Annotated in this window: 23 protein-coding genes and 1 other RNA gene; 17 read left to right on the forward strand and 7 right to left on the reverse strand. The window is 58.1% G+C overall.

Annotated elements, in window-relative coordinates:
• Positions 1–175 precede the first annotated feature (175 nt).
• The gene (locus AC4FIA_RS07640) at positions 176–394 is read right to left on the reverse strand and encodes a DUF1127 domain-containing protein (RefSeq protein WP_490365360.1); all 219 of its coding nucleotides are present in this window, start codon (positions 392–394) and stop codon (positions 176–178) included.
• 1,147 nt (positions 395–1,541) lie between these two features.
• Between AC4FIA_RS07640 and mraZ the strand changes: the two genes are divergently transcribed.
• The 8 genes from mraZ to murD all read left to right on the forward strand — a co-directional run bounded on the left by mraZ (position 1,542) and on the right by murD (position 10,754).
• Positions 1,542–2,051 carry a division/cell wall cluster transcriptional repressor MraZ gene (gene mraZ / locus AC4FIA_RS07645; protein ID WP_490365361.1) on the forward strand — a complete coding sequence of 170 codons (510 nt, stop codon included), beginning with the start codon at positions 1,542–1,544 and terminating at the stop codon, positions 2,049–2,051.
• Between the two features lie 4 nt (positions 2,052–2,055).
• Positions 2,056–3,051, forward strand: coding sequence for a 16S rRNA (cytosine(1402)-N(4))-methyltransferase RsmH (gene rsmH, locus AC4FIA_RS07650; RefSeq protein WP_490365362.1), 996 nt, complete (start codon positions 2,056–2,058; stop codon positions 3,049–3,051).
• Positions 3,051–3,398, forward strand: coding sequence for a cell division protein FtsL (ftsL, locus tag AC4FIA_RS07655; protein ID WP_287476501.1), 348 nt, complete (start codon positions 3,051–3,053; stop codon positions 3,396–3,398). Before rsmH ends, ftsL begins: the two co-directional genes overlap by 1 nt.
• Entirely contained in the window at positions 3,395–5,173 is a 1,779-nt protein-coding gene (locus AC4FIA_RS07660) for a peptidoglycan D,D-transpeptidase FtsI family protein (RefSeq protein ID WP_490365363.1), read from the forward strand. The genes ftsL and AC4FIA_RS07660 overlap by 4 nt, the downstream gene beginning before the upstream one ends.
• Positions 5,174–5,264: 91 nt before the next feature.
• Complete coding sequence (locus tag AC4FIA_RS07665) at positions 5,265–6,746, forward strand: UDP-N-acetylmuramoyl-L-alanyl-D-glutamate--2,6-diaminopimelate ligase (protein WP_103911163.1); 1,482 nt, start codon at positions 5,265–5,267, stop codon at positions 6,744–6,746.
• Positions 6,743–8,179 (forward strand): UDP-N-acetylmuramoyl-tripeptide--D-alanyl-D-alanine ligase, encoded by a 1,437-nt coding sequence (locus AC4FIA_RS07670; protein WP_490365364.1) that lies wholly within the window; start codon positions 6,743–6,745, stop codon positions 8,177–8,179. Before AC4FIA_RS07665 ends, AC4FIA_RS07670 begins: the two co-directional genes overlap by 4 nt.
• A gap of 57 nt (positions 8,180–8,236) precedes the next feature.
• On the forward strand, positions 8,237–9,319 hold the full coding sequence (gene mraY, locus AC4FIA_RS07675) for a phospho-N-acetylmuramoyl-pentapeptide-transferase (protein ID WP_490365365.1): 1,083 nt from the start codon (positions 8,237–8,239) through the stop codon (positions 9,317–9,319).
• A gap of 28 nt (positions 9,320–9,347) precedes the next feature.
• Entirely contained in the window at positions 9,348–10,754 is a 1,407-nt protein-coding gene (gene murD, locus AC4FIA_RS07680) for a UDP-N-acetylmuramoyl-L-alanine--D-glutamate ligase (RefSeq protein ID WP_490365366.1), read from the forward strand.
• Here murD and AC4FIA_RS07685 read toward each other — a convergent pair.
• Complete coding sequence (locus tag AC4FIA_RS07685) at positions 10,751–11,932, reverse strand: BaiN/RdsA family NAD(P)/FAD-dependent oxidoreductase (RefSeq protein WP_490365367.1); 1,182 nt, start codon at positions 11,930–11,932, stop codon at positions 10,751–10,753. The genes murD and AC4FIA_RS07685 overlap by 4 nt on opposite strands.
• A 178-nt stretch (positions 11,933–12,110) precedes the next feature.
• On the opposite strand from AC4FIA_RS07685, the gene AC4FIA_RS07690 reads away from it, so the two are divergent.
• The 4 genes from AC4FIA_RS07690 to AC4FIA_RS07705 all read left to right on the forward strand — a co-directional run bounded on the left by AC4FIA_RS07690 (position 12,111) and on the right by AC4FIA_RS07705 (position 14,191).
• The gene (locus tag AC4FIA_RS07690; protein WP_490365368.1) at positions 12,111–12,821 is read left to right on the forward strand and encodes an alpha/beta fold hydrolase; all 711 of its coding nucleotides are present in this window, start codon (positions 12,111–12,113) and stop codon (positions 12,819–12,821) included.
• 63 nt (positions 12,822–12,884) lie between these two features.
• Positions 12,885–13,287, forward strand: an RNA gene (rnpB, locus tag AC4FIA_RS07695) — RNase P RNA component class A.
• Positions 13,288–13,386: 99 nt separating this feature from the next.
• A complete protein-coding gene (gene rpmG, locus AC4FIA_RS07700) occupies positions 13,387–13,554 on the forward strand; it encodes a 50S ribosomal protein L33 (protein ID WP_011454349.1) in 168 nt (55 codons plus the stop codon).
• 124 nt (positions 13,555–13,678) lie between these two features.
• Positions 13,679–14,191, forward strand: a complete 513-nt coding sequence (locus AC4FIA_RS07705; protein ID WP_490365369.1) for a GNAT family N-acetyltransferase — start codon at positions 13,679–13,681, stop codon at positions 14,189–14,191.
• Positions 14,192–14,266: 75 nt separating this feature from the next.
• Here the strand turns inward: AC4FIA_RS07705 and AC4FIA_RS07710 are convergent, their stop codons facing one another.
• Positions 14,267–15,049, reverse strand: coding sequence for a Bax inhibitor-1/YccA family protein (locus tag AC4FIA_RS07710; RefSeq protein ID WP_287476962.1), 783 nt, complete (start codon positions 15,047–15,049; stop codon positions 14,267–14,269).
• A gap of 113 nt (positions 15,050–15,162) precedes the next feature.
• Positions 15,163–15,372 (reverse strand): DUF1127 domain-containing protein, encoded by a 210-nt coding sequence (locus AC4FIA_RS07715; protein ID WP_490365370.1) that lies wholly within the window; start codon positions 15,370–15,372, stop codon positions 15,163–15,165.
• 119 nt (positions 15,373–15,491) lie between these two features.
• Here AC4FIA_RS07715 and AC4FIA_RS07720 point away from each other — a divergent pair, with 119 nt between their 5' ends.
• On the forward strand, positions 15,492–16,340 hold the full coding sequence (locus AC4FIA_RS07720; RefSeq protein ID WP_490365371.1) for a LysR family transcriptional regulator: 849 nt from the start codon (positions 15,492–15,494) through the stop codon (positions 16,338–16,340).
• A 4-nt stretch (positions 16,341–16,344) separates the two neighbouring features.
• On the opposite strand, the gene AC4FIA_RS07725 is transcribed toward AC4FIA_RS07720, so the two are convergent.
• On the reverse strand, positions 16,345–17,304 hold the full coding sequence (locus AC4FIA_RS07725) for an NADPH:quinone oxidoreductase family protein (protein WP_490365372.1): 960 nt from the start codon (positions 17,302–17,304) through the stop codon (positions 16,345–16,347).
• Between the two features lie 287 nt (positions 17,305–17,591).
• Here AC4FIA_RS07725 and AC4FIA_RS07730 point away from each other — a divergent pair, with 287 nt between their 5' ends.
• The 3 genes from AC4FIA_RS07730 (at position 17,592) to AC4FIA_RS07740 (ending at position 20,203) form a co-directional block, all read left to right on the forward strand.
• A complete protein-coding gene (locus AC4FIA_RS07730) occupies positions 17,592–17,963 on the forward strand; it encodes a helix-turn-helix domain-containing protein (protein ID WP_103911250.1) in 372 nt (123 codons plus the stop codon).
• Between the two features lie 79 nt (positions 17,964–18,042).
• Complete coding sequence (gene hisN / locus AC4FIA_RS07735) at positions 18,043–18,846, forward strand: histidinol-phosphatase (protein WP_490365373.1); 804 nt, start codon at positions 18,043–18,045, stop codon at positions 18,844–18,846.
• A 19-nt stretch (positions 18,847–18,865) separates the two neighbouring features.
• Positions 18,866–20,203: an 8-oxoguanine deaminase gene (locus AC4FIA_RS07740; protein WP_490365374.1), complete on the forward strand. Its 1,338-nt coding sequence runs from the start codon at positions 18,866–18,868 to the stop codon at positions 20,201–20,203.
• A 44-nt stretch (positions 20,204–20,247) separates the two neighbouring features.
• Here the strand turns inward: AC4FIA_RS07740 and AC4FIA_RS07745 are convergent, their stop codons facing one another.
• Positions 20,248–22,521, reverse strand: a complete 2,274-nt coding sequence (locus tag AC4FIA_RS07745) for a hypothetical protein (RefSeq protein WP_490365375.1) — start codon at positions 22,519–22,521, stop codon at positions 20,248–20,250.
• Positions 22,522–22,739: 218 nt separating this feature from the next.
• Here AC4FIA_RS07745 and AC4FIA_RS07750 point away from each other — a divergent pair, with 218 nt between their 5' ends.
• Positions 22,740–23,429: a thiamine diphosphokinase gene (locus tag AC4FIA_RS07750; protein WP_490365376.1), complete on the forward strand. Its 690-nt coding sequence runs from the start codon at positions 22,740–22,742 to the stop codon at positions 23,427–23,429.
• Here AC4FIA_RS07750 and AC4FIA_RS07755 read toward each other — a convergent pair.
• A complete protein-coding gene (locus tag AC4FIA_RS07755; RefSeq protein ID WP_490365377.1) occupies positions 23,377–24,270 on the reverse strand; it encodes a DMT family transporter in 894 nt (297 codons plus the stop codon). The genes AC4FIA_RS07750 and AC4FIA_RS07755 overlap by 53 nt on opposite strands.
• Between the last annotated feature and the right edge of the window lie 45 nt (positions 24,271–24,315).

The following is a 24,315-nucleotide window of genomic DNA, read 5'->3' on the forward strand; positions in this document are numbered from 1 at the left end:
GATCAGCAGCGCCTTGCGCCGATATCCCTATGTTAGGTGCGACAGGATCAAAGGGAGGAGCAGATCCCGTCGCTATAAAATGAAGACCAAGGGAGGGAGGAGATAGGTCTTCAAATTTGTGGAAACAAGTTGCTTCCGAATTCTTTCCGGTGCCTTCCGGCCCCGAACGCGTCGTTTACTTCGCGTTAGCAGCTTCCAGAGCGATAGAACGGATCATGGAGCGGTTGATGCCCAGGTCCGCCAGTTCGCGGTTGGAAAGCGACTGCAGCTCGTTGAAGGTCTGCTTGAAGACACGGCGGCGCGCCGCTGCTTCTTTGACCGATGCAACAACGTTTGCTGCGATTGCGGAGAGGCCGTTGCCCCGTGCGGAAGTGATGTTTGCTGCGAATGCCATTTTGACGTCCTCGCGATGTGTGTGTCGTTTCGTTGAGTTGAAAATGGGGGATTTGCTGCGCTTGCACAATGGACAGTACGGCAATGCTGCTATGCAGAAAATGCATGGAGGAAACCGTTTGTTTTCAATGCTGTATCTTGATGGCGGAATGTGACGTGGGGTCACTTCTCTCTCAAAAGAGGGGCTTTAACGCGTTAGATACCGCGTAAATTGATCGCTGAATCAACTTTGCGCGCGTAAAAATGGCGACTCGTGTGATTGAAGGGCGGGCTGATTCACAATGCGTGGTCAGGGGGGCTCTGAAAGGTGCCATCGAGTCGTTGAAAAAGGGCAGGTGGCCTGGATGCATTAAATGCAGGTCAGATCGCTGCTTTCGATGCGCGCAGAATCTGCCTGCGCTTAGCTGTGCGGCTGACTTTATTATAAGGCTTGGTTTCAGATCGGGCTGGCTGGGGTGGAGTTGGGTGGTCTTTCTCTTCTGTATAAAAGAACTGCGCGGCGCTTGATTGTGATCGTTTTAACCGGTCATGGGAAAGCATGGGCGCCCCTTATGGGAATGTATGGTCTGATTTGGGTTTTGGGGTGATTTGGCCATGGTCCCGTATGGGACGAGGCGCGATTCTTCGAAAAATGCGGCCAATTTTGTGCCAGAAGGCAGGGAAATCCTGACCTGTGAAAATTTTTTTGGGAAATCGTGGGTCAGGTGATCCAGCTTTGCGTGGCACTACATATAGTGTACTGAGATCACGTTTACGCGAAATAAGTGCGATTGAAATGTGAATCTCGTGCCTTTATTTAGTTATCCACAGGTGTGGAAAACAAGATGTAGCAATTTCCCCTGAAAATTTTTGTTGCTTCCCATGAAATCCCGTGGCATCCCTAGTAACACGATGAGGGTCGAGTGAAGCGGATAAAAACAAAAACCGCGAAACAAAATCCCGAATAAAAACAATAAGCAGGTTTCATACAGGCCTCGCCCTTCATCGAAAAAACGGAATTCCGGCGTGCGAGCGAGCAGACATCCCCCCAGGTGGCGCGCGCGATCGGGATCCTCCCGCCCAAGCGGGACCAGGCGGCGGGTTGATCATTGGCAGCAGATCAACCCGCCGTTTTTCGTTCAGGGGGACAGGTAGAAGGGGCCGGGCACGTGGGCCGCAGGCTGAGGTTCAGAGGCGAGAGTCGACATAAGGTCGACACTAAGGGGCGGGTGTCTATCCCAGCCTCTTTTCGTCGTGTCCTCGAAGCGGGTGATCCCGGTTGGGTCGATGGTAAGAGCCCCGAGTTCGTCATCGTCTATGGCGACAGCCGCCGCAAATACCTTGAGTGCTATACGATCAATGCCATCGAAGAGGTGGACGAAAAGATCGAGGCGCTGCCCCGCGGGTCCAAAGAACGTAAGATGCTTGAGCGTCTCTTCTCGGGTCAGTCGGTTGATACGTCCGTAGACGAGACAGGCCGCATCGTTCTAAGCGCGAAGCTGCGCGAAAAAATCGGTTTGTCCGGCGAGGCGTTCTTTATTGCCTCGGGTGATACGTTCCAGATCTGGAACCCCGAGACCTATGACACCGAAGAAAAAGCTGTCGAAGAAGAATGGCTGGACGATCTTCCCGAAGATGTCGATCCGCTGATCTTCCTTGATCAGGTTCAGGGGGGCTAAGGAGATGGCCGCTGCCGCGTCCGCCAAGCCTGATGCACCTCATATCCCCGTCCTTTTGCGTCCGCTGATTGAGGCCGTTTCGCCCGTTTCCGGCACATGGATCGATGGAACCTTTGGCGCAGGTGGCTATTCCCGTGCCTTGGTCGAAGCGGGCGCTGATCAGGTGATCGGGATCGACCGCGATCCATTGGCCCACCAGATGGCTGCGCCGTGGCTGGATGAGTTCGGCGGCAAGATCAAGCTCGTTCAGGCGAATTTCGCAGATATGGATCAGGTCGCGTCCGACGTTGATGGCGTTGTTCTGGATCTTGGCGTCAGTTCGATGCAGTTGGATTTGGCCGATCGCGGCTTTTCCTTCATGAGGGAGGGCCCCTTGGACATGCGAATGTCGCAAGATGGTCCAAGCGCGGCTGATCTGGTCAACGAACTGGATGAGGTCGAATTGGCCGAAATCCTGTTTATCTATGGCGAAGAACGTGCCTCGCGCCGGATTGCGAAGGCGATTGTTAAAGCGCGCGCTGAAGAGCCGATCACGACAACTCTGCGTCTGGCTGAGATTGTCGAGGGCTGCTTGCCGCGCCCGAAACCCAATCAGTCCCATCCCGCGACACGCAGCTTTCAGGCGCTGCGGATTGCTGTGAACGATGAATATGATGCACTGTACGAAGGTCTGATGGCCGCAGAACGCGCCTTGAAACCCGGCGGTTTGCTGGCCGTTGTGACGTTCCATTCGGTCGAAGACCGGATGGTGAAACGGTTCATGCAGTTGCGGGGCGGGAAAACAGGGCGGGCCAACCGCTATCAGCCGATGCAGGAAGACATTCCAGCGCAGTTCGAAATTCTGACGAACAAGGCCGTCGGACCGGACAAAACCGAGTTGCAAGAAAACCCGCGCTCCCGTTCGGCCAAGCTTCGCGTGGCGCGGCGCACCGACGTGCCGACCGGTGACATCAACCCAAAAGACATCGCAATGCCACAGCTGAAGAAGGGCAAACACTGATGCGTACGCTGATTTATGTCATGACCTTTCTGTCGGTGATTGGCCTCGCGTTTTGGGCCTATCACGAGAATTACAAAACTCAGGCCGCGATTTCCGAGGTCGAGCGTTTGCAGCGCGACATCGGTCTGGCGCGCGAACGTCTGGCGGTTTTGCGGGCCGAATGGGCCTATCTGAACCGTCCTGACCGTCTGCGCGATCTGGCCGAACTGAACTTTGACCGTTTGGGTCTGTTGCCGTTCCGCCCCGACCAATTCGGGCGCGCCGATCAGGTGGCGTACCCCGCACCGCCCAGCCTTGATTTGTCGCAACCGGTTGATGTGACCAGCGCAGGAGCCGAGAAGCCATGATCCGCACACCGCTTCGTCCGCTAGCCCGCATTCTGGACGCCCGTAAAAAGGGCGAAAATCCGGACGCCATCGAACGGGAAAACCTGCGCATCCGTCATGAACAGATGCGCGACAGCGCACGCACCCGCGCCGAGGGGCGTTTGTTGGTTCTTGGCGTCATGTTCTTTTGTGCGTTTTCGGTGATCGGCACGCGGATGGGGATGCTTTCTGCGTCCGAGCCTTCTGAGCCGCGCGCGCAGACGCAGGGCGCGTCTATTGTTGCTGCGCGTTCGGACATTGTGGACCGCAAGGGCCGTATCCTTGCGACCAACATGGAAACCCATTCGCTTTACGCCCATCCCCAGCAGATGATCGAACCCGAGCGGACGGCCAAAGCCTTGGTTCAGATTTTTCCCGAACTGGATGAAGAGCGTCTGATCAAGGACTTTTCCGGCAATCGCAAATTCGTTTGGGTGCGCAAGAAAATCTCGCCCGAACAAAAGCAAGCGGTTCACGATATCGGTGAGCCTGGCTTGCTGTTCGGTCCGCGTGAAATGCGTCTTTATCCCAACGGTGCGTTGGCAGCCCATGTTCTGGGGGGCACCCGTTTCGGTCAGGAGGGCGTGCATTCCGCCGAGGTCGTTGGTACCGCCGGTCTTGAACGTTTCCTTGACGACGACCTGCGCGATCCCGCACGGGAAGGCCGCCCTGTGCAGCTTTCGCTGGACCTGACAGTTCAGGCGGCGGTCGAACGTGTTCTTGCAGGCGGCATGATGCTGATGAACGCGAAGGGCGCGACAGCGGTCCTTATGGATGTTCACACTGGTGAGGTTGTCTCGATCGCCTCGCTTCCCGATTTCGACCCCAACGATCGACCGGCACCGCCTGTCGAAGGTTCGCCTTCGGACAGCCCGCTGTTCAACCGTGCGGTACAAGGCGTTTACGAACTGGGATCGACGTTCAAAATTTTCACCACTGCACAAGCGATGGAATTGGGTCTGGTCAACGCGGAAACGATGATCGACACCAAGGGCCCGCTGCGCTGGGGTAAACACAAGATCCGCGACTTCCATGACTACGGCAAAGAGCTTTCGGTCACCAAGATCATCGTGAAGTCGTCAAACATCGGCACCGCGCGTATCGCGCAGATGATCGGTGTGGATCGCCAGAAGGATTTCCTCGGCAAGCTTGGTTTCTTTGAACCCACCAAACTTGAGATCGCCGAAGCCAAGGGCGGCAAGCCCTTGCTGCCGCCGAACTGGTCCGAACTGTCGACGATGACGATCAGCTATGGTCATGGCCTATCCGCATCTCCGCTGCATTTGGCACAGGCTTATGCGACCATCGCGAACGGCGGCTATCAGGTGACGCCGACGCTTCTGAAGCAATCCGGCCCGCGCTACGGCGAACGCATCATGCGTCCCGACACAGCGGCTGCGGCGCGAACCATGCTGCGCAAGGTTGTGACCGAAGGTACAGCCAGCTTTGGTGAAGTGCCCGGCTACTACGTGGGCGGTAAAACTGGTACCGCCGACAAGCCGAAGGAACGCGGGGGCGGCTATTATAAAGATAAAGTCATCGCGACTTTCGCGTCCATGTTCCCGGCTCATGATCCGAAATATGTGCTGGTCGTGACGTTGGACGAGCCGTCGGAAAACAGCGGCGACAAACCGCGCCGTACCGCGGGTTGGACGGCTGTGCCAGTGGCCGCAGAAATGATCGGACGTATCGCGCCTTTGCTGGGCTTGCGTCCTGAATATGAACAAAACTCACCCGTGGTGATGACCTCGAACTAAGCCTTCGTCATGGCAGGTCTTGCAGGTGGCAGCCGATTACGGGCATGAGGGGCTGGAACAATCGTTCGTGTCACGACATGTGGGGGCTGCTTTGAGCCAGAAGAAGACGTTAAGCGAATTGGGTTTGACAGCGCGCGGCGGGCGCGAGGCCGTTGTGACCGGTTTGGTCGTAGACAGCCGGGAGGTGACGGAGGGCGTTCTGTTTGCCGCACTGCCGGGGACAAATGTTCATGGCGCGCGCTTCATCCCCAATGCTTTGGCCGCAGGTGCAAACGTGATCCTGACGGACAGCGAAGGCGCAGAAGCCGCAGCCGAGGCCATCGCGGAATATGATCCGGCGATGGTTGTCGTCTCTGATCCGCGTCAGACGTTGGCCTTTACGGCGGCGCTTTGGTTTGGCGCCCAGCCTGCGAACATGATTGCGGTCACCGGCACGAACGGCAAAACCAGTGTCGCCAGCTTTGCGCGCCGCATCTGGCAGGAACTGGGGCTTCAGGCGATCAATCTGGGCACAACAGGGGTTGAGGGCGACTGGCATGCGCCGTTGCATCACACAACACCCGAACCGATCACCCTGCATCGCGCTCTGGCCAGTGCCGCGCAGGCGGGGATCACCCACGCCGCGATGGAGGCCTCGAGCCACGGTCTGGAACAGCGCAGGCTGGATGGCGTGACGCTGAAGGCGGCGGGCTTTACGAATTTTACGCAGGACCATCTGGATTACCACGCCACGTTCGAGGACTACTTTGCCGCCAAGGCAGGGTTGTTCGCACGCGTTCTGCCCGAAGACGCTGCTGCGGTGATCAATATCGACGATCCCCGTGGGGTGGATATGGCGGCGATTGCGCAGGCACGCGGGCAGGCGCTTTATACCGTTGGTCGTGCCGAAGGTGCCGATATTTGTCTGATGGGTCAGCGCTTTAACTCGACCGGTCAGGACATTCGCGTGCGGATGGACGGGACGGTGCGCCAGATGCACCTGAACCTGATCGGTGGGTTCCAAGGCGAAAACGTATTGCTTGCCGCTGGTCTAGTCATTGCCTGCGGTGCCGACGCGGATGAGGTGTTCAACGTTCTGCCGCGTCTGGAAACGGTCCGTGGTCGGATGCAACTGGCCGCGACGCGCGACAACGGGGCGTCTGTGTTTGTGGACTATGCCCACACCCCTGACGCCGTCGAAACAGCAATTACGGCTCTGCGTCCGCATGTGATGGGGCGTTTGGTAGCAATCATTGGCGCTGGTGGGGATCGTGATCCGGGGAAACGCCCGCTGATGGGCGCTGCGGCAGCAGAACATGCCGATCTGGTCATCGTCACCGACGACAACCCCCGTAGCGAAGACCCCGCAACGATCCGCGCCGCCGTGATGGAAGGCGCACCGGACGCGCTGGAAATCGGTGACCGGGCCGAGGCGATCTTGCGCGGGATTGATGCACTTGAGGCCGGTGATGTTCTGCTGATCTGCGGCAAGGGGCATGAGACCGGACAAACCATTGGCGACACGGTCTATCCGTTTGATGACGCCGAACAGGCCAGCGTGGCCGTAGCAGCACTTGACGGGAAGCTTGCATGACACTCTGGACCGCATCCGAGGCCGCAGCGGCAACCAAAGGCAAAGCCATCGGCGACTGGACCGTCAATGGCGTTTCCATCGATACGCGTACCATTCAAAAGGGCGATCTGTTTGTGGCCTTGAAGGCCGCACGTGACGGGCATGATTTTGTTGCGCAAGCCTTGGAAAACGGCGCTGGCGCAGCACTGGTCAGCCGCATTCCCGAAGGCGTCGCCGACGATGCACCGCTTTTGCTGGTGGATGATGTTCTGACGGGTCTTGAGGATCTGGGCCGTGCCGCCCGCGCGCGGACCAAGGCCAAGGTCGTGGCAATCACTGGGTCTGTCGGCAAAACTTCGACCAAGGAAATGTTGCGCACTGTTCTGTCAGGGCAGGGCAAGACCCACGCCGCCGAGGCCAGCTACAACAACCATTGGGGTGTGCCCCTGACACTGGCCCGCATGCCAGCCGACACCGATTTCGCAGTGATCGAGATCGGCATGAACCACCCCGGTGAAATCGCGCCCTTGGCCAAAATGGCCCGCCCGCATATCGCCGTTGTGACCATCGTCGCGCCTGCGCATCTGGCGGCATTCGAAAGCATCGAAGGCATTGCCCGCGAAAAGGCGTCGATCTTTGAGGGGCTAGAGGCAGGCGGCACCGCGATCCTGAACGGCGATCTGCCGACGACGCCGATCCTGATCGAAACGGCCGAGAAATATGCCGAACGCGTCGTGACGTTTGGCGAAGGCGCGGATAACCATCACCGCGCCACGGACATTCGCATCAAGGACACCACGACGGTGGCCCAAGGCCGCGGATGGCGCACGCCGCTGCTGTATAAGGTGCAGGCACAGGGACGTCATTTCGCGATCAACGGCTTGGCCGTTCTTGCAGTTGCGCAAACCCTTGGGCTGGATCGGGCCAAAAGCTATGCGGATTTGGGCCAATGGTTGCCCGGCGCGGGCCGTGGCCAACGCGAGGTTATTCCGCTGGACGCCGTCTATCCTGAAATGTCGATCGAGCTGATCGACGATTCCTACAACGCCAATCCCGCGTCCGTTGGTGCCGCGCTCGAGGTGCTGGCGGCATCTGATGTGACCGATGGTTTGGGGCGCGTCGCCCGTGGCCGCCGTATCGCCTATCTGGGGGACATGCGCGAATTGGGCAAAGGCGAAAAGGATCTTCACGCCGCGCTGGCGCAGCACCCGTCGATGACGAAAATCGACCTGGTCCATTGCGTTGGCCCGCTGATGCGCGAGTTGTGGAAGGCATTGCCTGCGGAAAAACGCGGGCATTGGGCCGAAGACGTCGAAGCGATGCAGACGCGTCTTAGCAAAGACCTTGATGCAGGCGATGTTGTGCTTGTCAAAGCGTCGCTGTCCATGCGGTTGGGGCGTCTGGTTGACGCGATACGAAAAATGCGTCAAGGCCCCGCGCAATCTGAGTTATAAGACGATTACCGGTCCCGTTTGGACCCAAAAGACCGAGCAGAGATAAGGGGAAACACCATGCTGTACTGGCTGACCGAGCTTTCGGACGGGGGAGGGGTGTTCAACCTGTTCCGCTATATCACGTTCCGGGCCGGTGGTGCGTTTCTGACCGCTTTGTTGTTCGGTTTTCTGTTCGGCCCGCCTCTGATCAACGTGTTGCGCCGCAAGCAGGGCAAAGGCCAGCCGATCCGGAGCGATGGCCCCGAAAGCCATTTTGTAAAAGCAGGCACGCCCACCATGGGTGGTTTGCTGATTATCGGCGCGGTTATCACCTCGACCTTGCTGTGGGCGCGATTGAATAACCCCTTTGTCTGGTTGGTTCTTTTCGTCACGCTCAGCTATGCCGCCATCGGTTTTGCCGACGACTATGCCAAGGTGAAAAAGCAGAACACGGCGGGCGTTTCCGGCAAGGTGCGTTTGCTTCTGGGCTTCCTGATCGCCGCTGTCGCAGGCTTTTGGGCGACGCAATATCACCCCGATGCTCTGGCCAACCAACTGGCCTTCCCGATCTTTAAAGACACTCTACTGAACCTCGGGTACTTCTTTGTTCCCTTCGCGGTGATCGTCATCGTGGGCTCTGCGAACGCGGTGAACCTGACCGATGGTCTGGATGGTCTGGCGATTATGCCGGTGATGATTGCGGCAGGGACGCTGGGCATCATTGCCTATGCCGTGGGCCGCGTGGACGTGACCGAATATCTGGACGTGCACTATGTGCCTGGAACGGGCGAAATCCTTGTCTTTACCGCCGGTATCTTTGGCGGCGGCTTGGGCTTTCTTTGGTACAACGCCCCGCCTGCGGCTGTGTTCATGGGCGATACAGGCTCGCTAGCACTGGGCGGCGCGCTCGGTGCGATTGCGGTTTCGACCAAGCACGAGATTGTTCTGGCGATCGTTGGCGGCCTGTTTGTGGTCGAGGCGCTGTCCGTGATCATTCAGGTCCTTTACTTCAAGCGTACAGGCAAGCGCGTCTTCCTGATGGCGCCGATCCATCACCATTACGAGAAAAAGGGTTGGGCCGAGCCGCAGATCGTGATCCGTTTCTGGATCATCTCGCTGATCTTGGCGCTGATCGGTCTGGCGACGCTGAAAGTTCGCTAATCCCATATTTGTCCGAAGGAGTTGGGCGATGATACCGGTTCGGGGCTATGAAGGTCGTCAGGTGGCTGTTCTGGGTCTGGGGCGTAGCGGTCTGTCCGCTGCGCGCGCGCTGCGCGAAGGCGGGGCTATTCCGGTCGTCTGGGATGACAATGCCGCCGCCCGAGAAAAGGCCGAGGCCGAAGGGTTCGAAGTGCGCGATCTGTCCCGCGACGGGGCGTTTGAAGATGTGGCCAGCCTGATCGTCAGCCCCGGTATCCCTCACCTTTACCCGAACCCCAACGCCGTGATCGCCTTGGCTTGGGACGCAGGCGTGCCTGTGGACAATGACATCGGTCTTTTCTTTGCCTCGCTCGGGCAAGGAGACTGGAACAGCTACGACACCGTGCCGCGCGTTGTGGCCATCACGGGGTCTAACGGAAAATCCACCACCAGCGCGTTGCTTCATCACGTGCTGTCCGAGGCGGGCCGTTCGTCGCAACTGGCTGGCAATATTGGGCGCGGGGTTCTGGACATTGATCCGCCCGAAGATGGCGGTGTCGTGGTGCTGGAACTGTCCAGCTATCAAACCGATCTGGCGCGCTCGCTGACGCCTGACGTCGCGATTCTGACGAACATGTCGCCGGACCATCTGGATCGGCACGGCGGGTTTGGCGGTTACTTTGCAGCCAAGCGCCGGTTGTTTGCCGAAGGCGGGCCGGATCGTGCTGTGATTGGCGTTGATGAAAAAGAAGGCCGTTATCTGGCGAACCAACTGTCGGTCTCTGCCGAAGATGATCGGGTGATCCGTATTTCGTCGGGTCAAAAGCTGACCGGCCCCGGTTGGCATGTGTTCGTGCGCAAGGGGTTCTTGGCGGAATGGCGCAAGGGACGTCAGGTTGCTTCGATTGATCTGCGCGACATTGCTGGGCTTCCGGGTGCGCATAACCATCAGAACGCCTGTGCGGCCTATGCCGCGGCGCGTGCGCTGGGTCTTGGGCCCCGCCAGATCGAAGCTGCTTTCAAAACCTTTGCGGGCCTTCCGCACCGGTCGCAGGTGATCGCCGAGGCGGATGGCGTGCGCTATGTGAACGACTCGAAGGCCACGAACGTCGACAGTGCGTGTAAGGCGTTGCAGGCCTTTACCAAAATCCGCTGGATTTGTGGTGGCCTGATGAAAGAGGGTGGTCTGGACGATCTGAAGGCAGGTCTACCCTATGTGACCAAAGCCTATGTGATTGGCCGCGAAGCTGCCCAGTTCGCACTGATGATCGATGGGGTCGAGGCCGAGATTTGCACCGATATGAAAACCGCTGTCGCCAAGGCCAAGGCTGATGCGCAAAGCGGTGATGTGGTTCTTCTGGCACCTGCTGCGGCAAGTTTCGATCAGTACGACAACTTCGAAAAACGCGGCGAAGATTTCGCGGCCTGCGTTCTGGCCGAGTTGGGGCAGGGTTAGGCTTTCGCCCGAATGTCCTGACCGGCGGCCCAGCCGGATGACCACGCCCACTGGAAATTATAGCCGCCCAGCCAGCCCGTGACGTCAACGGCCTCTCCGATGAAGTAGAGGTTGGGCAGGTCTTTGGCGGCCATCGTTTTGGACGACAGCCCATCCGTGCTGACGCCGCCCAGCGTGACTTCAGCGGTGCGGTACCCTTCGGTGCCACCGGGAAACAGCTCCCATGCGGTGAAGGCCTGCTCCAGCGCATCAATGCGCGCGTCTGACAGGTCGCCCAGATTGCCGGACAGATCCATTTCCCCTTTCAGGAAATCGACCAACCGCTGCGGCACGAAGTTCGTCAGTTCAGTGGTCAGGTTCCGTTTGCCAATCTGCGTGCGCACGGTTTTCAGGTGCTGCGCCAGCGCGGCGGTGGGCAGCAGGTTGATGTGGATCGGCTTGCCCTCTGTCCAGTAGCTTGAGCATTGCAGCGCAGCTGGGCCTGAAAGGCCGCGATGCGTGAACAGCAGCGCCTCGTCAAAGCTGGGGCCTTGGGCATGCATGCGGCAGGGCTGAGCCACGCCTGCGAGCGCCTTGAAGCGGCCTTCGGGGAAGGTGAAGGGCACAAGGGCGGGGCGCGTTTCTGTGACCGTCTGACCAAACTGGCGCGCGATATCATAGGCCAGTCCTGTCGCACCCATCTTGGGGATGGATTTGCCACCGGTCGCGACCACCAGATTGCGCGCCTTGATCGTCTTACGCTTGCCGCCACTTTCCAGAACAGCCGTAAACATGCCATCCGCGTGGCTCAGGTCCGCCAATGAGGTTTGCAGCCACAAAGACGCACCGGCCTTGGCCATCTCATCCAACAGCATCGCGATGATGTCTTTGGCGCTGTTGTCGCAAAACAGCTGGCCCAGCGTCTTTTCATGCCATGCAATGCCGTGCTGTCCGACCAGTTCGATGAAATCCCACTGGGTGTAGCGGCTTAGCGCGGATTTGTGGAAATGCGGGTTCTGACCCAGATAGTTTTCCGGCTGGATATCAAGGTTCGTAAAGTTACAGCGACCGCCACCAGAAATACGGATTTTCTCGCCCGCGGCCTTGGCGTGATCAATCACCAGCGTCCGCTCACCCGTCTGGATGGCGCACATCATGCCGGCGGCTCCGGCCCCAAGGATCAGCGTGTCGATTTGCATGGTCGTCAGGTGGCACGCCCGTCCGCCTATCGCAAGGGCATTGGTCGGCAAAATTTGGGTCAGCAGCGTGGCGCAGTCTTTCAAAGCGCCAGCGATGTGCTACAAATCGGCCAGTACGCGTTCGCAAAGAAACGCAGGCACGAGTGCACCAAGGGGCCGCTAGCGCGGTATGGGGTTTATGAGCGAAACAATCGTTATGTTGCCGGGCCTTATGTGCGACGCCCGCCTGTTCCAGCATCAGATTGCCACGCTGTCCCGTTTCCGTCCTGTTATGGTTCTGCCGACTGCAATGGGCGAACGGATCGAAGAAATTGCATCGGGCCTTTTGACGGCGCTTCCCAGCAAAATTGCGTTGGTCGGTCACGGATTTGGCGGCGTCGTCGCGATGGAGATCCTGCGCCGCGCGCCGGATCGCGTGGCGCGCCTTGCGTTGATCTCAAGCTCGCCCTTGGCGGAAACACCGCAGAGCGCGGCGGAAAGAGAACCACGCCTTATCGCGGCGCGGGCAGGGCGTTTGGCCGATGTGATCCGCGAAGAAGTCCCGATGACATGTCTGGCGCCCACAGCGTCCCGTGCCGCGGTGGCGCATGAGTTGCAACTGATGGCCGCTGATCTTGGGGTCGAGGCCTATATCCGCCAGTTCCGCGCGCTGCAGCGTCGTCGCGACCAGCAGGGCACACTGCGCCGCTGTAAGGCGCCGACATTGGTGATGTGTGGCGAAGCCGATCAGATATGCACCGAAAAACGACAGGCCTTTCTGGCTGATCTGATGCCGGATGCCCAATTGGCGGTGATCAAGGACGCGGGCCATGTGCCCAGTCTTGAGGCCCCCGAAGCGGTGACGGATGCGCTTTTGGATTGGCTGCGCCGTCCGTTCGTTCTGCGCTAATTGCCAAAGCACTCTGCTATTCCCATTGACCGCTGCCACAGCGATGCGTATGCGCGTCGTCGCGTGGAGGGCTGGATGGCCGCGGGCCTCATGGTCCGAGGAAAGTCCGGACTCCCTGAAGCAACGGTGCCGGGTAACGCCCGGGCAGGGCAACCTGACGGATAGCGCCACAGAAAACAGACCGCCGCGTTCACGCGGTAAGGGTGAAACGGTGGGGTAAGAGCCCACCGGGGGGCTGGTAACAGTTCCCGCATGGCAAGCCCCACCGGGAGCAATGCCAAATAGGGACCCCGCGCGGGGCATGATCTGGGGGCAACTTCAGATATCGCCGTAGGGCCGCTTCAGCCCGAGGGGTCCGGGTTGGCAGCTTGAACCGTTCGGCAACGGACGGTCTAGAGGAATGGTCGTCGAACCACAGACCATGGTTTGTGGGGAACAAAATCCGGCTTATAGGCTCTCCGCGCATATTAAACCGCTGGGGTGGTTGACTCGGGCGCTACCATCGGTAAAAGGCGGGCTTCAAAGCATTCTACGGGCCGCCCGTGCCTGTCGCAGGAGAACTAAAATGGCGAAGCCGACAACGATTAAAATCCGCCTGAATTCGTCCGCAGGCACAGGCCACTTCTATGTGACCAAGAAAAACGCGCGTACGATGACAGAAAAGATGGTTGTTCGTAAGTACGACCCCGTCGCGCGCAAGCACGTCGAATACAAGGAAGGCAAGATTAAGTAATCTTGCGAATCCTTTCGGAATTTTGGCGCCGGTCTGGTTATCAGACCGGCGCTTTTTGCGTTCGTTCACATTAATTCTTGGCGTTTAGGGCAACAGGGCTAATTCCCGTCAGGGAGGTGCCCAAATGGCCAATAAGACCAACCTGATAATTCGCCAAGCGGATCCATCAGATTTTGAAGCAGTTGATAGGTTGTTCGGCCGGTCCTATCCGGTTTTGTTGCAAGGGCACTATTCTCCGGCCACATATATTTCTGCACTTCCGGTCATTTCCCGCGCGCAGCCCGAGCTTCTGGCGTCGGGCCTTTTCTTTGTGGTCGAGGACGAAAACAAAGATGTTATTGCTGCAGGTGGCTGGAGTATGGAGCCGCCTAAAGGCGGACAAGGGATGCGCGGTGTGGGGCATGTGCGTCATGTGGCGACGGATCATCGACGTCTGCGACAGGGAATCGGTCGGGCGCTTATCACGCATATCAAGTTACACGCCAAAGGATCGGGGATGATGAAGCTTCAATGCTTCAGTACATTGAATGCCGAAGCGTTCTATTCCGCAAATGGCTTTACGTCTTTAGGGGAAGGCGAGGTGCAATTGAGCGGTGGCATCGGTTTCCCGGTGATTGTGATGGAATGCCTTCTTTAATCGCACTTGCGGTGTAGGCAAAAGAAAAGGCCGGTCGCGAGGACCGGCCTTTCTATTTTGTTGCTCTGGCTGTGGTTATTCGCGGTTGCCCAGGAACTGCAGCAGGAACATGAACATGTTGATGAAGTCGAGGTACAGGCTCAGCGCGCCCATGATCGCCGACTTGCCCAGCCACTCGCTGTCGCCATAGCGGGCATGTTCGATGTAATCTGTTTTGATCTTCTGTGTGTCGTAGGCTGTCAGGCCCGCGAAGATCAGAACACCGATCACCGAGATCACCAGCGACAGAACGCCGGAACCAAGGAAGAGGTTCACGATCGACGCGACGATCAGACCAATCAGACCCATCAGAAGGAATGTACCGAAGCCGGACAGATCCTTCTTGGTGGTGTAGCCATAGAGCGACAGGCCCGCAAAGGCGATTGCTGTCACAAGGAACGTCTGCGCAATCGAAACGCCAGTGAAGACGATGAAGATCGAGCTGATGGAGATACCCATCACAGCGGCGAAGGCGTAGAAAACGACCTGCGCTGTCGCAGCGGACATGCGGTTAATGCCGGCCGAGAAGCCGAAGACGAACAGCAGCGGTGCGAACATGATGACCCACTTCAGCGGGGACGCGTACAGCGCATAGCCAAGACCTGTCAGGTACTGATCCGCGCCGATCTGTGCAGATGCCTGAGACGGATCGCTTGTGACGGCCAGACCGGACAGGGCCCATGCCGCAGCAAATGTGATCAGCATGCCTACGGACATTGTGCCGTAAACTTTGTTCATGTGGGCGCGAAGGCCCTCGTCGATATGGGCTGTGCGAGCGCCTGTTGCGACGCCTGCACGGACATTATCAAATTCTGCCATGTCTTTCTCCGAATTGGACAAGCCCGGCGACCGCCGGATTTCTACTCCAATATCGGAATGCGGGCCCCTTTTTTCAAGGATTTAAAGGGGCCAAGCACCGAGATTTTTAAATATTATCCGCGCCAGTGGTTCGGGACGTCCCAAAACTGCCGTTCGGCTTCCTGCCGGGCGTCTTCAGGTGTCAGTCCGATGTCCCGTAGTTGGTGGTCATCGAGCGCCGCCAAGGCGCGGCGTTGGCGGGCAAGACGGATCATTGCAACGATTTGGCTGAAAAACTGGCCACTGCGGGGCAGGGGGAGAATGCGTGTGCGAATATCTTGCATGATTGCCTTCCTTCTTGTGATGTATTGGCGTTCAAATATTTCCTGTGTTGATATATCGCCTTGCGTTCCGTATTAGTAAAACGAATGTTTTTGATTTTAATGATCACGGACTGTGATGAATGAGAAATCTTGATCTTGGCGTGCTACGGTCCTTCATGACCGTCGCTGATGCAGGCGGTGTGACCCGTGCGGCTGGCATTCTGAATTTGACGCAATCAGCCGTCTCAATGCAGTTGAAGCGTTTGGAAGAAACGCTGGGCGTGTCCTTGCTGGAACGGTCGGGGCGGGGGCTTCGCCTGACCTCGTCCGGTGAGCAGTTGCTGCACTACAGCCGCAAGCTGGTGGCCCTGAACGATGAGGCATGGGGCAAGCTGACGGCAGAGGACTATGAGGGCGAGCTGCGTCTGGGCGTGCCCCATGACGTGATCTATCCGACCATTCCTCAGGTGCTTAAGAAGTTCTCGGCAGATTTTCCGCGAATGAAAGTGCAGTTGATTTCCCTGCCCTCGCTGACGCTGAAAAAACAGTTCGCTCAAGGGGAGTGCGACCTGATCCTGACGACCGAACTGCAGCCAGACGCAGGGGGCGAAATCCTTGCCCTAAAAAAACTGGTATGGATCGGGGCGATTAATGGCAGCACATGGCGCGAGCGGCCTTTGCGTGTTGCTTTCTGTTCAAACTGCATCTTCCGTCCGGGCACCGTCGAAGAGCTCGGGAAAAGCGGCATCCCTTGGGAATATGCCGTGGATTCAGAAAACGACAACGCGGTCGAGGCCGCTGTTAGTGCCGACTTGGCCATTCACGTAACCATGGAAGGCAATCTGCCTGCGCAGACCGAAGCGATTGATCACGGCGATAGCCTGCCTGATCCCGGACGCACCGGGATCGTAATGTATGTTCAAAAATCGGCTTCGGCCCCCATTGCGGGGATGGCAGATATTTTGCGGGCGGCTTTTGCGGCCGCCTGAGCCGTCACATCGTGATGACGACCTTGCCGGTGGATTTGCGCTTGGCCAACAGGTCCAGACCTTCGGCAGCTTGTTCCAGCGGTAGGACATGGCTGACGTGCGGCTTGATTTTGCCTTCGCAGAACCAGTCCATCAACGTGGCCAGACTGTCTGTCAGGGCCTTTGGGTTAAACGCCAGATAGCCGCCCCAATACAGGCCCATAACCGTGATGTTCTTGACCAACAGGTGGTTGGCTTTGATTTGCGGGACGTCGCCTGATGCGAATCCGATTGGCAGTACGCGGGCCTCGGGGTTGCAGGCGCGGAACGCGGCGATGAATTGATCGCCCCCGACGGGGTCATACACGACATCCGCACCGCCGAGCGCCTTCATTTCGGCGCGAATGTCTTGGCTCGAGGCATCGATCAGGTGATCGGCCCCCATGGCCTTGGCCGCAGCCAGCTTTTCTTCGCCACGGGCACAAGCGACAACTGTTGCGCCCATGACTTTACCGATCTCAACCGCGGTAAGGCCCACGCCACCCGCAGCGCCCAAAACCAACAGCGTTTCACCGGGCTTCAGATGCGCGCGATGATCCAGTGCTAGGTGGCTGGTGCCATAGGCGACCTGAAAAGCGGCGGCATTCACGAAATCCATCTGGTCCGGCAATTTAACTGCGCGCGAGGCATCATAAACGCCGTATTCTGCAAGGCCGCCTTGGCCGCCGAATACCGCAATCCGGTCGCCGATCACGAAATTTTCAACGCCTGCACCCAGTTTTTCGACCGTTCCGGCAACTTCCATCCCTAACACAAAGGGAAGTTGTGGCGTTTCTTGGTAGGTCCCTTTGATCATTAGGAGGTCAGCGAAATTGAGGCCACAGGCTTCAATCTTCACCAGAATTTGATTCTTACCGGGCTCTGGACGGTCGGTTTCGACCAGTTCCGGGCTAGTTTCGTGAGATGTGACTGTAAAAGCGCGCATTCTGCTGTTCCTCCGTCGTTGATGTTTGATGCGGATTTGTGAGTGCAAGGTCAACTGCGACGTCTGGTCCGTTTTACCAGGCGCTAAATTCCTATCGCCTTAAAATTGAGTGAAATTAATCCATTCCACTTTTAGTAATAGATTTGCTTGCCCCGTATAGCGGGAATGTAGTAGAAAGGTCTGACGCTAAGGGGGTGCTGGCGTTTGAGTCGGTGGATCGGGTGCCACGCCGCAAGGCTTGGTCCTTTTTCACTTTTGAAATGGTTTCAAACCCAAGGGGTAATTGGATGACACATCCTGTAGACGTGCATGTCGGAAAACGTATCCGACACCGGCGGTGGCTGGTTGGCATGACCCAGCAGCAGCTCGCCGAAAAAGTTGGGATCAAGTTCCAGCAAATCCAGAAATACGAAACAGGCGCAAACCGCGTCAGCGCATCGCGACTATGGGACATCTCTGATGCACTTGAGGTTCCGGTCAGCTTCTTCTTCGAAGGGATCGACTCGGAAGCGTCTGAAAACACCAGCGCAGCCAGCGTTCCGTCTGATCTGATGGGCGATAAAGAAGCGCTGGATCTTGTGCGTTCGTATTATGCAATTCCGGAAAACCAGCGCCGTCGTTTGTTCGAACTGGCGCGTGTTCTGTCCGACGTTGCATAATTCAGCTTTTCCGGCGGGGCGCGATTGTCCCGCCGGACATTCTCCGATAGCCAAGGCCTGAGCGATACGGAGATGCATGATGACGCAGGCCCAAACTCCTGAAACACAGCAATTGATCGAAACGGCACATGCGTTGGCTGATGCTGCACGTGCTGCGATCTTGCCTGTGTTCCGTGGCGCTGACCTTTCTATCGAAAATAAGTTGGACGGCGGATTTGATCCGGTCACCGAGGCAGACAAAGCGGCCGAGCGTGCGATGCGGGCGATACTGGCCGAACGTCGCCCTGATGACGGTATTCTGGGCGAAGAATATGGCCATGCAGAGGGGACCAGCGGCTGGACGTGGGTGCTTGATCCGATCGATGGCACGCGCGCGTTCATGGCCGGTGCACCGACGTGGGGCGTGCTGATTGCTGTGTCCGATGAGGCTGGCCCAAAGTTCGGCATCGTGGATCAGCCTTATATCGGGGAACGGTTCTGCGGCGGCTTTGGTCTGTCTACCTACTCCGGTCCGATGGGCGACCGGTCCTTAGGCACGCGCGCCACCCGCGATTTGTCCGACGCCCTGATCATGACGACATTCCCCGAAGTCGGCACGCCCGATGAAATGGCGGCCTTTCAAAGGGTTGCCGAAAAATGCAAGCTGACGCGCTACGGGATGGACTGCTATGCATACGCTCTGATTGCTGCGGGGCAGATCGATCTGGTGATTGAGGCCGGCCTGAATGCATACGACATTCAGGCACCCATGGCGGTGATCGAGGCCGCAGGCGGGATCGTCACGGATTGGAACGGAAATCCGGCGCACAATGGCGGGCAGGTTATTGCTGCCGCCAACGCCGATATCCACGCACAGGCGCTTGCCGCAATCCAAAAGCGATAAAAAGACCTAGGGTAGTGATATGACCGAATTTCTGATCCGGAATGCCCACACTATTCTGACCATGAACGACGCCGGATCAGAGTTGACCGGCCACGATCTATTGCTGCGCGACGGTGTTATCGCGGATATCGGTGTCGGCCTGTCGACATCAGGCGAAGTCGTTGACGCGAAAAACTGCGTCGTCACACCGGGTTTGGTCAACACGCATCACCATCTGTACCAAACCCTGACCCGTGCCGTACCGGGCGGGCAGGATGCGCTGCTTTTCGGTTGGCTGAAAACGCTCTATCCAATCTGGTCCCGCTTCGGACCCGAAGAAATGCGTGTGTCTGCGTTGATCGGCCTGGCAGAACTGGCGCTGAGTGGCTGCACACTGACGTCTGATCATCTCTACCTCTATCCCAATGGCGCACGCCTTGATGACACCATTGACGCCGCACGCGAGATTGGGCTGCGGTTTCATGCGACGCGCGGCGCGATGTCGATCGGAGAAAGCAGCGGCGGTCTGCCGCCGGACAGTCTGGTCGAGAACGAAGACGCCATTCTGAACGATTGCATCCGCGTGATTGACGCGTTTCATGACCCAAGCGAAGGCGCGATGGTCCGGGTCGGTGTTGCGCCGTGTTCGCCGTTCTCCGTCAGCCGCGAATTGATGCGGGATGCCGCCATTCTTGCGCGCGACAAGGGGGTGATGATGCACACCCATCTTGCTGAAAACGAAGAAGATATTGCCTATAGTCTGGAAACTTTCGGCTGCCGTCCCGGCCAGTACGCCGAGGATTTGGGTTGGACAGGATCGGACGTTTGGCATGCTCATTGTGTCAAGCTCGATGGCCGTGAAATCCGCCTGTTCGCAGACAGCCGCACCGGCGTGGCACATTGCCCTTGTTCGAATTGCCGTCTTGGCTCGGGGATCGCTCCGGTGCGGGCGATGCGGGATGCCGGGGTGCCTGTGGGGCTGGGGGTAGACGGGTCGGCATCAAACGATGCGGGCAACCTGATGGCCGAGGCGCGCCAGACCATGCTGTTGCAACGCGTGGCCAACGGAGCTGACGCTATGAGCGCGCGTGAGGCGCTTTACATTGCGACACGTGGCGGGGCCGAGGTTTTGGGGCGCACCGATTGCGGGCAGGTCGCTGTTGGGAAACGGGCCGATATTGCGATTTGGGACGTGTCAGGCATCGAAAGCGCAGGTAGTTGGGACCCCGCGGCGCTGCTGTTGGCAGGCCCAATGCAGGTGCGCGATTTGTTTGTGGAAGGTCGCCAGATCGTTCGGGACCGACAGATCACAACCATTCCGTTGGCGCAGGTGATCAATCAGCAAAACTCATTGGCACGCGCCTTGGTTGACGCATAAAAAAAGCGGGCAATGCCCGCTTTTTTGCAAATCAAACTGTGTGATCAGCCGGCAGCCCGTGCTTTGGGCTGAAAGCCGATGTTGTCGGACACTGCGAACTTACCACCTTCCAGCTTTGCAATTTTTCCCTCACGCAGAAGGGTGCCAAAGCTTCTCAGGCGGTCTTCGCGACTGTAGTCTGTCGCATCCGCTTCGCGCATTTTGGCCATAAGCTGCGGGCGCGAGAAGGCATCCTGACCCTCAACAAAGGACATGTAAGCTGCGGCTGCCTCAAGCATTTCTGCAAGATCGGTCGCGCCAACACGTTCCGCATATTCTGCAAAGCCTTCATCATTCGAAGCAGGCTGGGCCACATCCTCGACTTTGCGGGAAACACGGCGCGGGCGGATCGGTGCCGCATCTTCCGGTCGGTCGATGCGCTGTTCAGCCACCAGTTTCAGCGGGGCCGGTTTGTTCTGATCCGGACGTGACGGGCGCGGTGTTTGCGCGGTCGCTTGCGGGCGACGCGGGCGCACAACGGTGGCCAGATCCTCGCGGTAAGGGTCCGCTTCTTCTTTGGCTTTGGATTTGCCGCCCAGAATGCGGTCGGCGCGGGTTGCGGCGACGGCAGCGCGCAGATGCGCGATGGCGTTCCGGCGGCGGTTGCCTTCCGGTTCGTCCAGTTGCTGGTTGGTTTCATCCAGAATGCGCGACACCGATGATCCGTCTTCGCCGACCTTGCCTTCTGTCAGCAGGGCACGGCCCGGGCTGGACATCTTGACGGCGCGGCGTACCTCGGAGACGGCCTCTGACAGGTCAACCTCGATCTCGGGCTCTGCCACCATCGATGGTTCAAGATCCGCAAGGTCGTCTTCAAAATTCTCGTCCGAGAAGACATCTTCCAACTCGCGGCTGAATTCATCGTCTTCATCTTCGTCGTCTTCCTCGGCGAACATGCTGACTTCTTCGTCGTCATCTTCGTCCTGGTCATCAAAGAAGGCATCGACGCTTTTGTCTTCGGCGACTTCATCTTCGTCGTCGAATTCGTCTTCGTCTTGCGACAGTTCCAGAGGCTCGTCTTCGTCCTCAAGGTCGTCGTCGTCTTCGAAGGCGCTGGCAAGTGCTGCGTCGAAGTCATCTTCCTCGTCGTCGTCGGCCACGAATTCGTCTTCCAAATTCGCAAGTTCGCGTGTCAGAGCCTCTTCGTCTTCATCGCTGAGCGAGCTTTCGATGTCAGGTGTCACGCTTTGCGCCACTTCCTGTGCGTCGTCGTTTTCCGCATCATCAGCAGCTTCGACCACACCGGCCGCAACAGCCGCATCAAAGGCGGCGCGTTTTACGCGAACGACCCGTGCACGTGAGCGGATAAGCTGCTTTTTCGGCGCCTCATCCTCAAACTCACCGTCGAGTTCGGCTTCTTCCGCGGCCAGATCATCAGGCGCGTCGATCTGGTCGTCGTCATCCAGGCTGTCCTGATCCGCAAGAACGCTGGCCAGAGTATCGGCAAGCGTGCCGTCATCATCTTCGTCGTCATCAAGCAAAACTTCGGCTTCAGGGGCGTCGGCGATTGCTTCGGGATCGTCCTGATCTGCCATGATACGCGCCATGGCATCGGCGTCGAACTCTTCGTCTTGGACGTCTTCTTTGATCTCGGCCGCTGGCGCGAGCTCATCTTCGAAATCTTCGTCGATCAGATCGTCAAAGGTCAGATGTTCTTCTGTTTCAAAGGCTTCTGCATGCTGATCTTCGGTAAAGTCGTCTGCAATGTCCTCTTCGCGGTGCTCATTGCTTTCAACAACCGCACGAATACGGCTGAGTTTTGCCGCGACGCTGGATGGATCGGTCAGGGCAGGGCGTACGGTTTCCGCTTTGGGGGCAACGACGTCTTCCAAAGCGGAGGCATCGATCAGCTCTTCCTCGGTGTCGATGACACTTTCGGCAATGGCTGCGATACCGTTTGCTTCTTGCGTTTCATCGGCCTGAATGTTGGCTTCGTCAGTTTCCTGAATGGCAGTTATATCTTGATCGGCATCGACGGGCAGGTCGTCGGGCGCAGTCTCAGTGCTTTGCGATTCTTGGGGGGCTGGTGTTGCCTTGGGTGCATCATCTTGCGCAGCTGTGGGTGTGGCAGCAGCGGCGGCAGTTGCTACGGCTGCGGCTTGGCCCAAAGACGGGCGCAAAACGACACCGCCGTTTTCCAGACGGGCATCAACCCGACGGGCGACTTCGCGTTCTGCAATACGGGCCAGCATTTCTGCGTCCGGTGTGGGCGGCTCTGCCCCGAAATAGCGGTCTTCCTGCGCGAGATCGCGGAAGTATTCAGAAATAGCCTTCATCATCTCGAAGGAATCGTCGAATCCCTCCAAGGTGCACGAAAAAGTGCCATAGCTTACTGTTAAAATTTTGCTCGAACTGACCATTTCCTGCTCACTTTCAGTCTTTTCGCAACAAACTGTTTAGCGGTTGAGGTGGACCAAAGACGACCGAATCTGTGCCAACGAGCGTATCATTTCATGTCGTTATTGTGGTCGCTTTCTGAAAAAGCCATTAAGTCGTCATGATTGAACGCCTGATAAATAGCTCAAAACCTGTGCTTCTGGTCGGTGGTGGCGATGTGCTGCCCGCTGATATTACCCAAGTTTTGGAAACAGTTGGCGCCGTAGTGGCGGCTGACAGCGGCGCAGATGTGCTGATCGGGATGGGCGTCATTCCCGACGCAGTGATCGGTGACATGGACTCCATTTCGCCCCAGGTGCGCGCCGCGCTGCCTGCGGGATGCGTGCATCATATTGCCGAACAGGACACCACCGATTTCGACAAATGCCTGCGCAATATCAACGCTCCACTAATTCTGGCGTTGGGCTTTCTGGGCGCGCGGGTTGATCATCAGTTGGCGGTGCTGACGGTTCTGAGCCGCAGGGCTGATCAGCGGATCATGCTTATGGGGCAGTCGGATATTGTTGCGATATGTCCGCCCAATCTGGAGCTTAATCTACCGCCAACCACGCGGGTGTCTTTGTTCCCGATGGGCGCGGTGACAGGGAGATCAGAAGGCCTGCGTTGGCCGATTGATGGCATCGATTTTGCGCCGAATGGAACGGTTGGCACCTCAAACGAGGCTACAGGGCCGGTTAAACTACAGATGGACGGACCGGATATGGTGATCATTCTGCCCGCCGAATACGCCGATGTTCTTAAATCGGCGCTGCTGGACGCGCCTGATACATGGCCCGTTCGCGCAAGATAATATAGACGCCTGCGGCAATGGTCAGCGCGATGCCAAGACTGGCCATGGGGCCGGGCAGGTCGCTGAAGATCAGATAGCCGAACAGCGTTGCCATCGGAATTTCCAGATATTGCATGGGGGCAAGCGAGGCGGCGGGCGCGAAACGCAAGGCCCATGTCATAAGCAGGTGGCCACCGGTGCCCAAGACGCCGATGGCAACAAGCAGCCAGAGAGTCGTTCCGTCAAACCGGAAAGGCGAAGGCGCGCCCAGATAAACCCAGACGGGCAGCAGCAAAATTACAGCAATTACCCCGCTGATCGCCTGTAGCGGCACTGCGTCGACCTCTTTCGCGATCTGGCGGGTGACCAGCATGAACAGCGCAAACACCACCGCGACGCACAATGGCAAAAGCGCGGGCCAGCCGGTGTCGGCAAAAGCGGGCTGTAACACCAGAAGCGTGCCGATAAACCCGATGGCACAGGCGATCAGCCGACGCGGCCCGACCTCTTCGCCCAGAAACACCTTGCCCAACAGCAGCATGATGAACGGCATCACAAAGGCGATGGCCACGGCATCTGCCAGGGGCAGATACTTGAGCCCCGTAAACATGCAACCAATACCGATGATGTGCAGAACCGTGCGCAGAATGATCCGCAAAATGGTTTTGCGGGGCAAGGGCTTTAGCCCGCCGGTCGCCATCACAGGCGGCATCAGCAGCGCCTGAAACAGAAACCGGATCAGGATCAACTCGAGGATAGGGACCGTTCCGCCAACAACCTTGGCCAGCGCGTCGGCCAAAGGCGCCAGCACGCAAAAGCCCATCATCAGGGCGATGCCAAGTAAGGGACGATCAGCTGTCATTCGGGCAGGCTGCGCTGGCGGCCCTTAAATGTCGAGCCACCAAAA

The organism is Thalassococcus sp. (genome assembly GCF_982780845.1).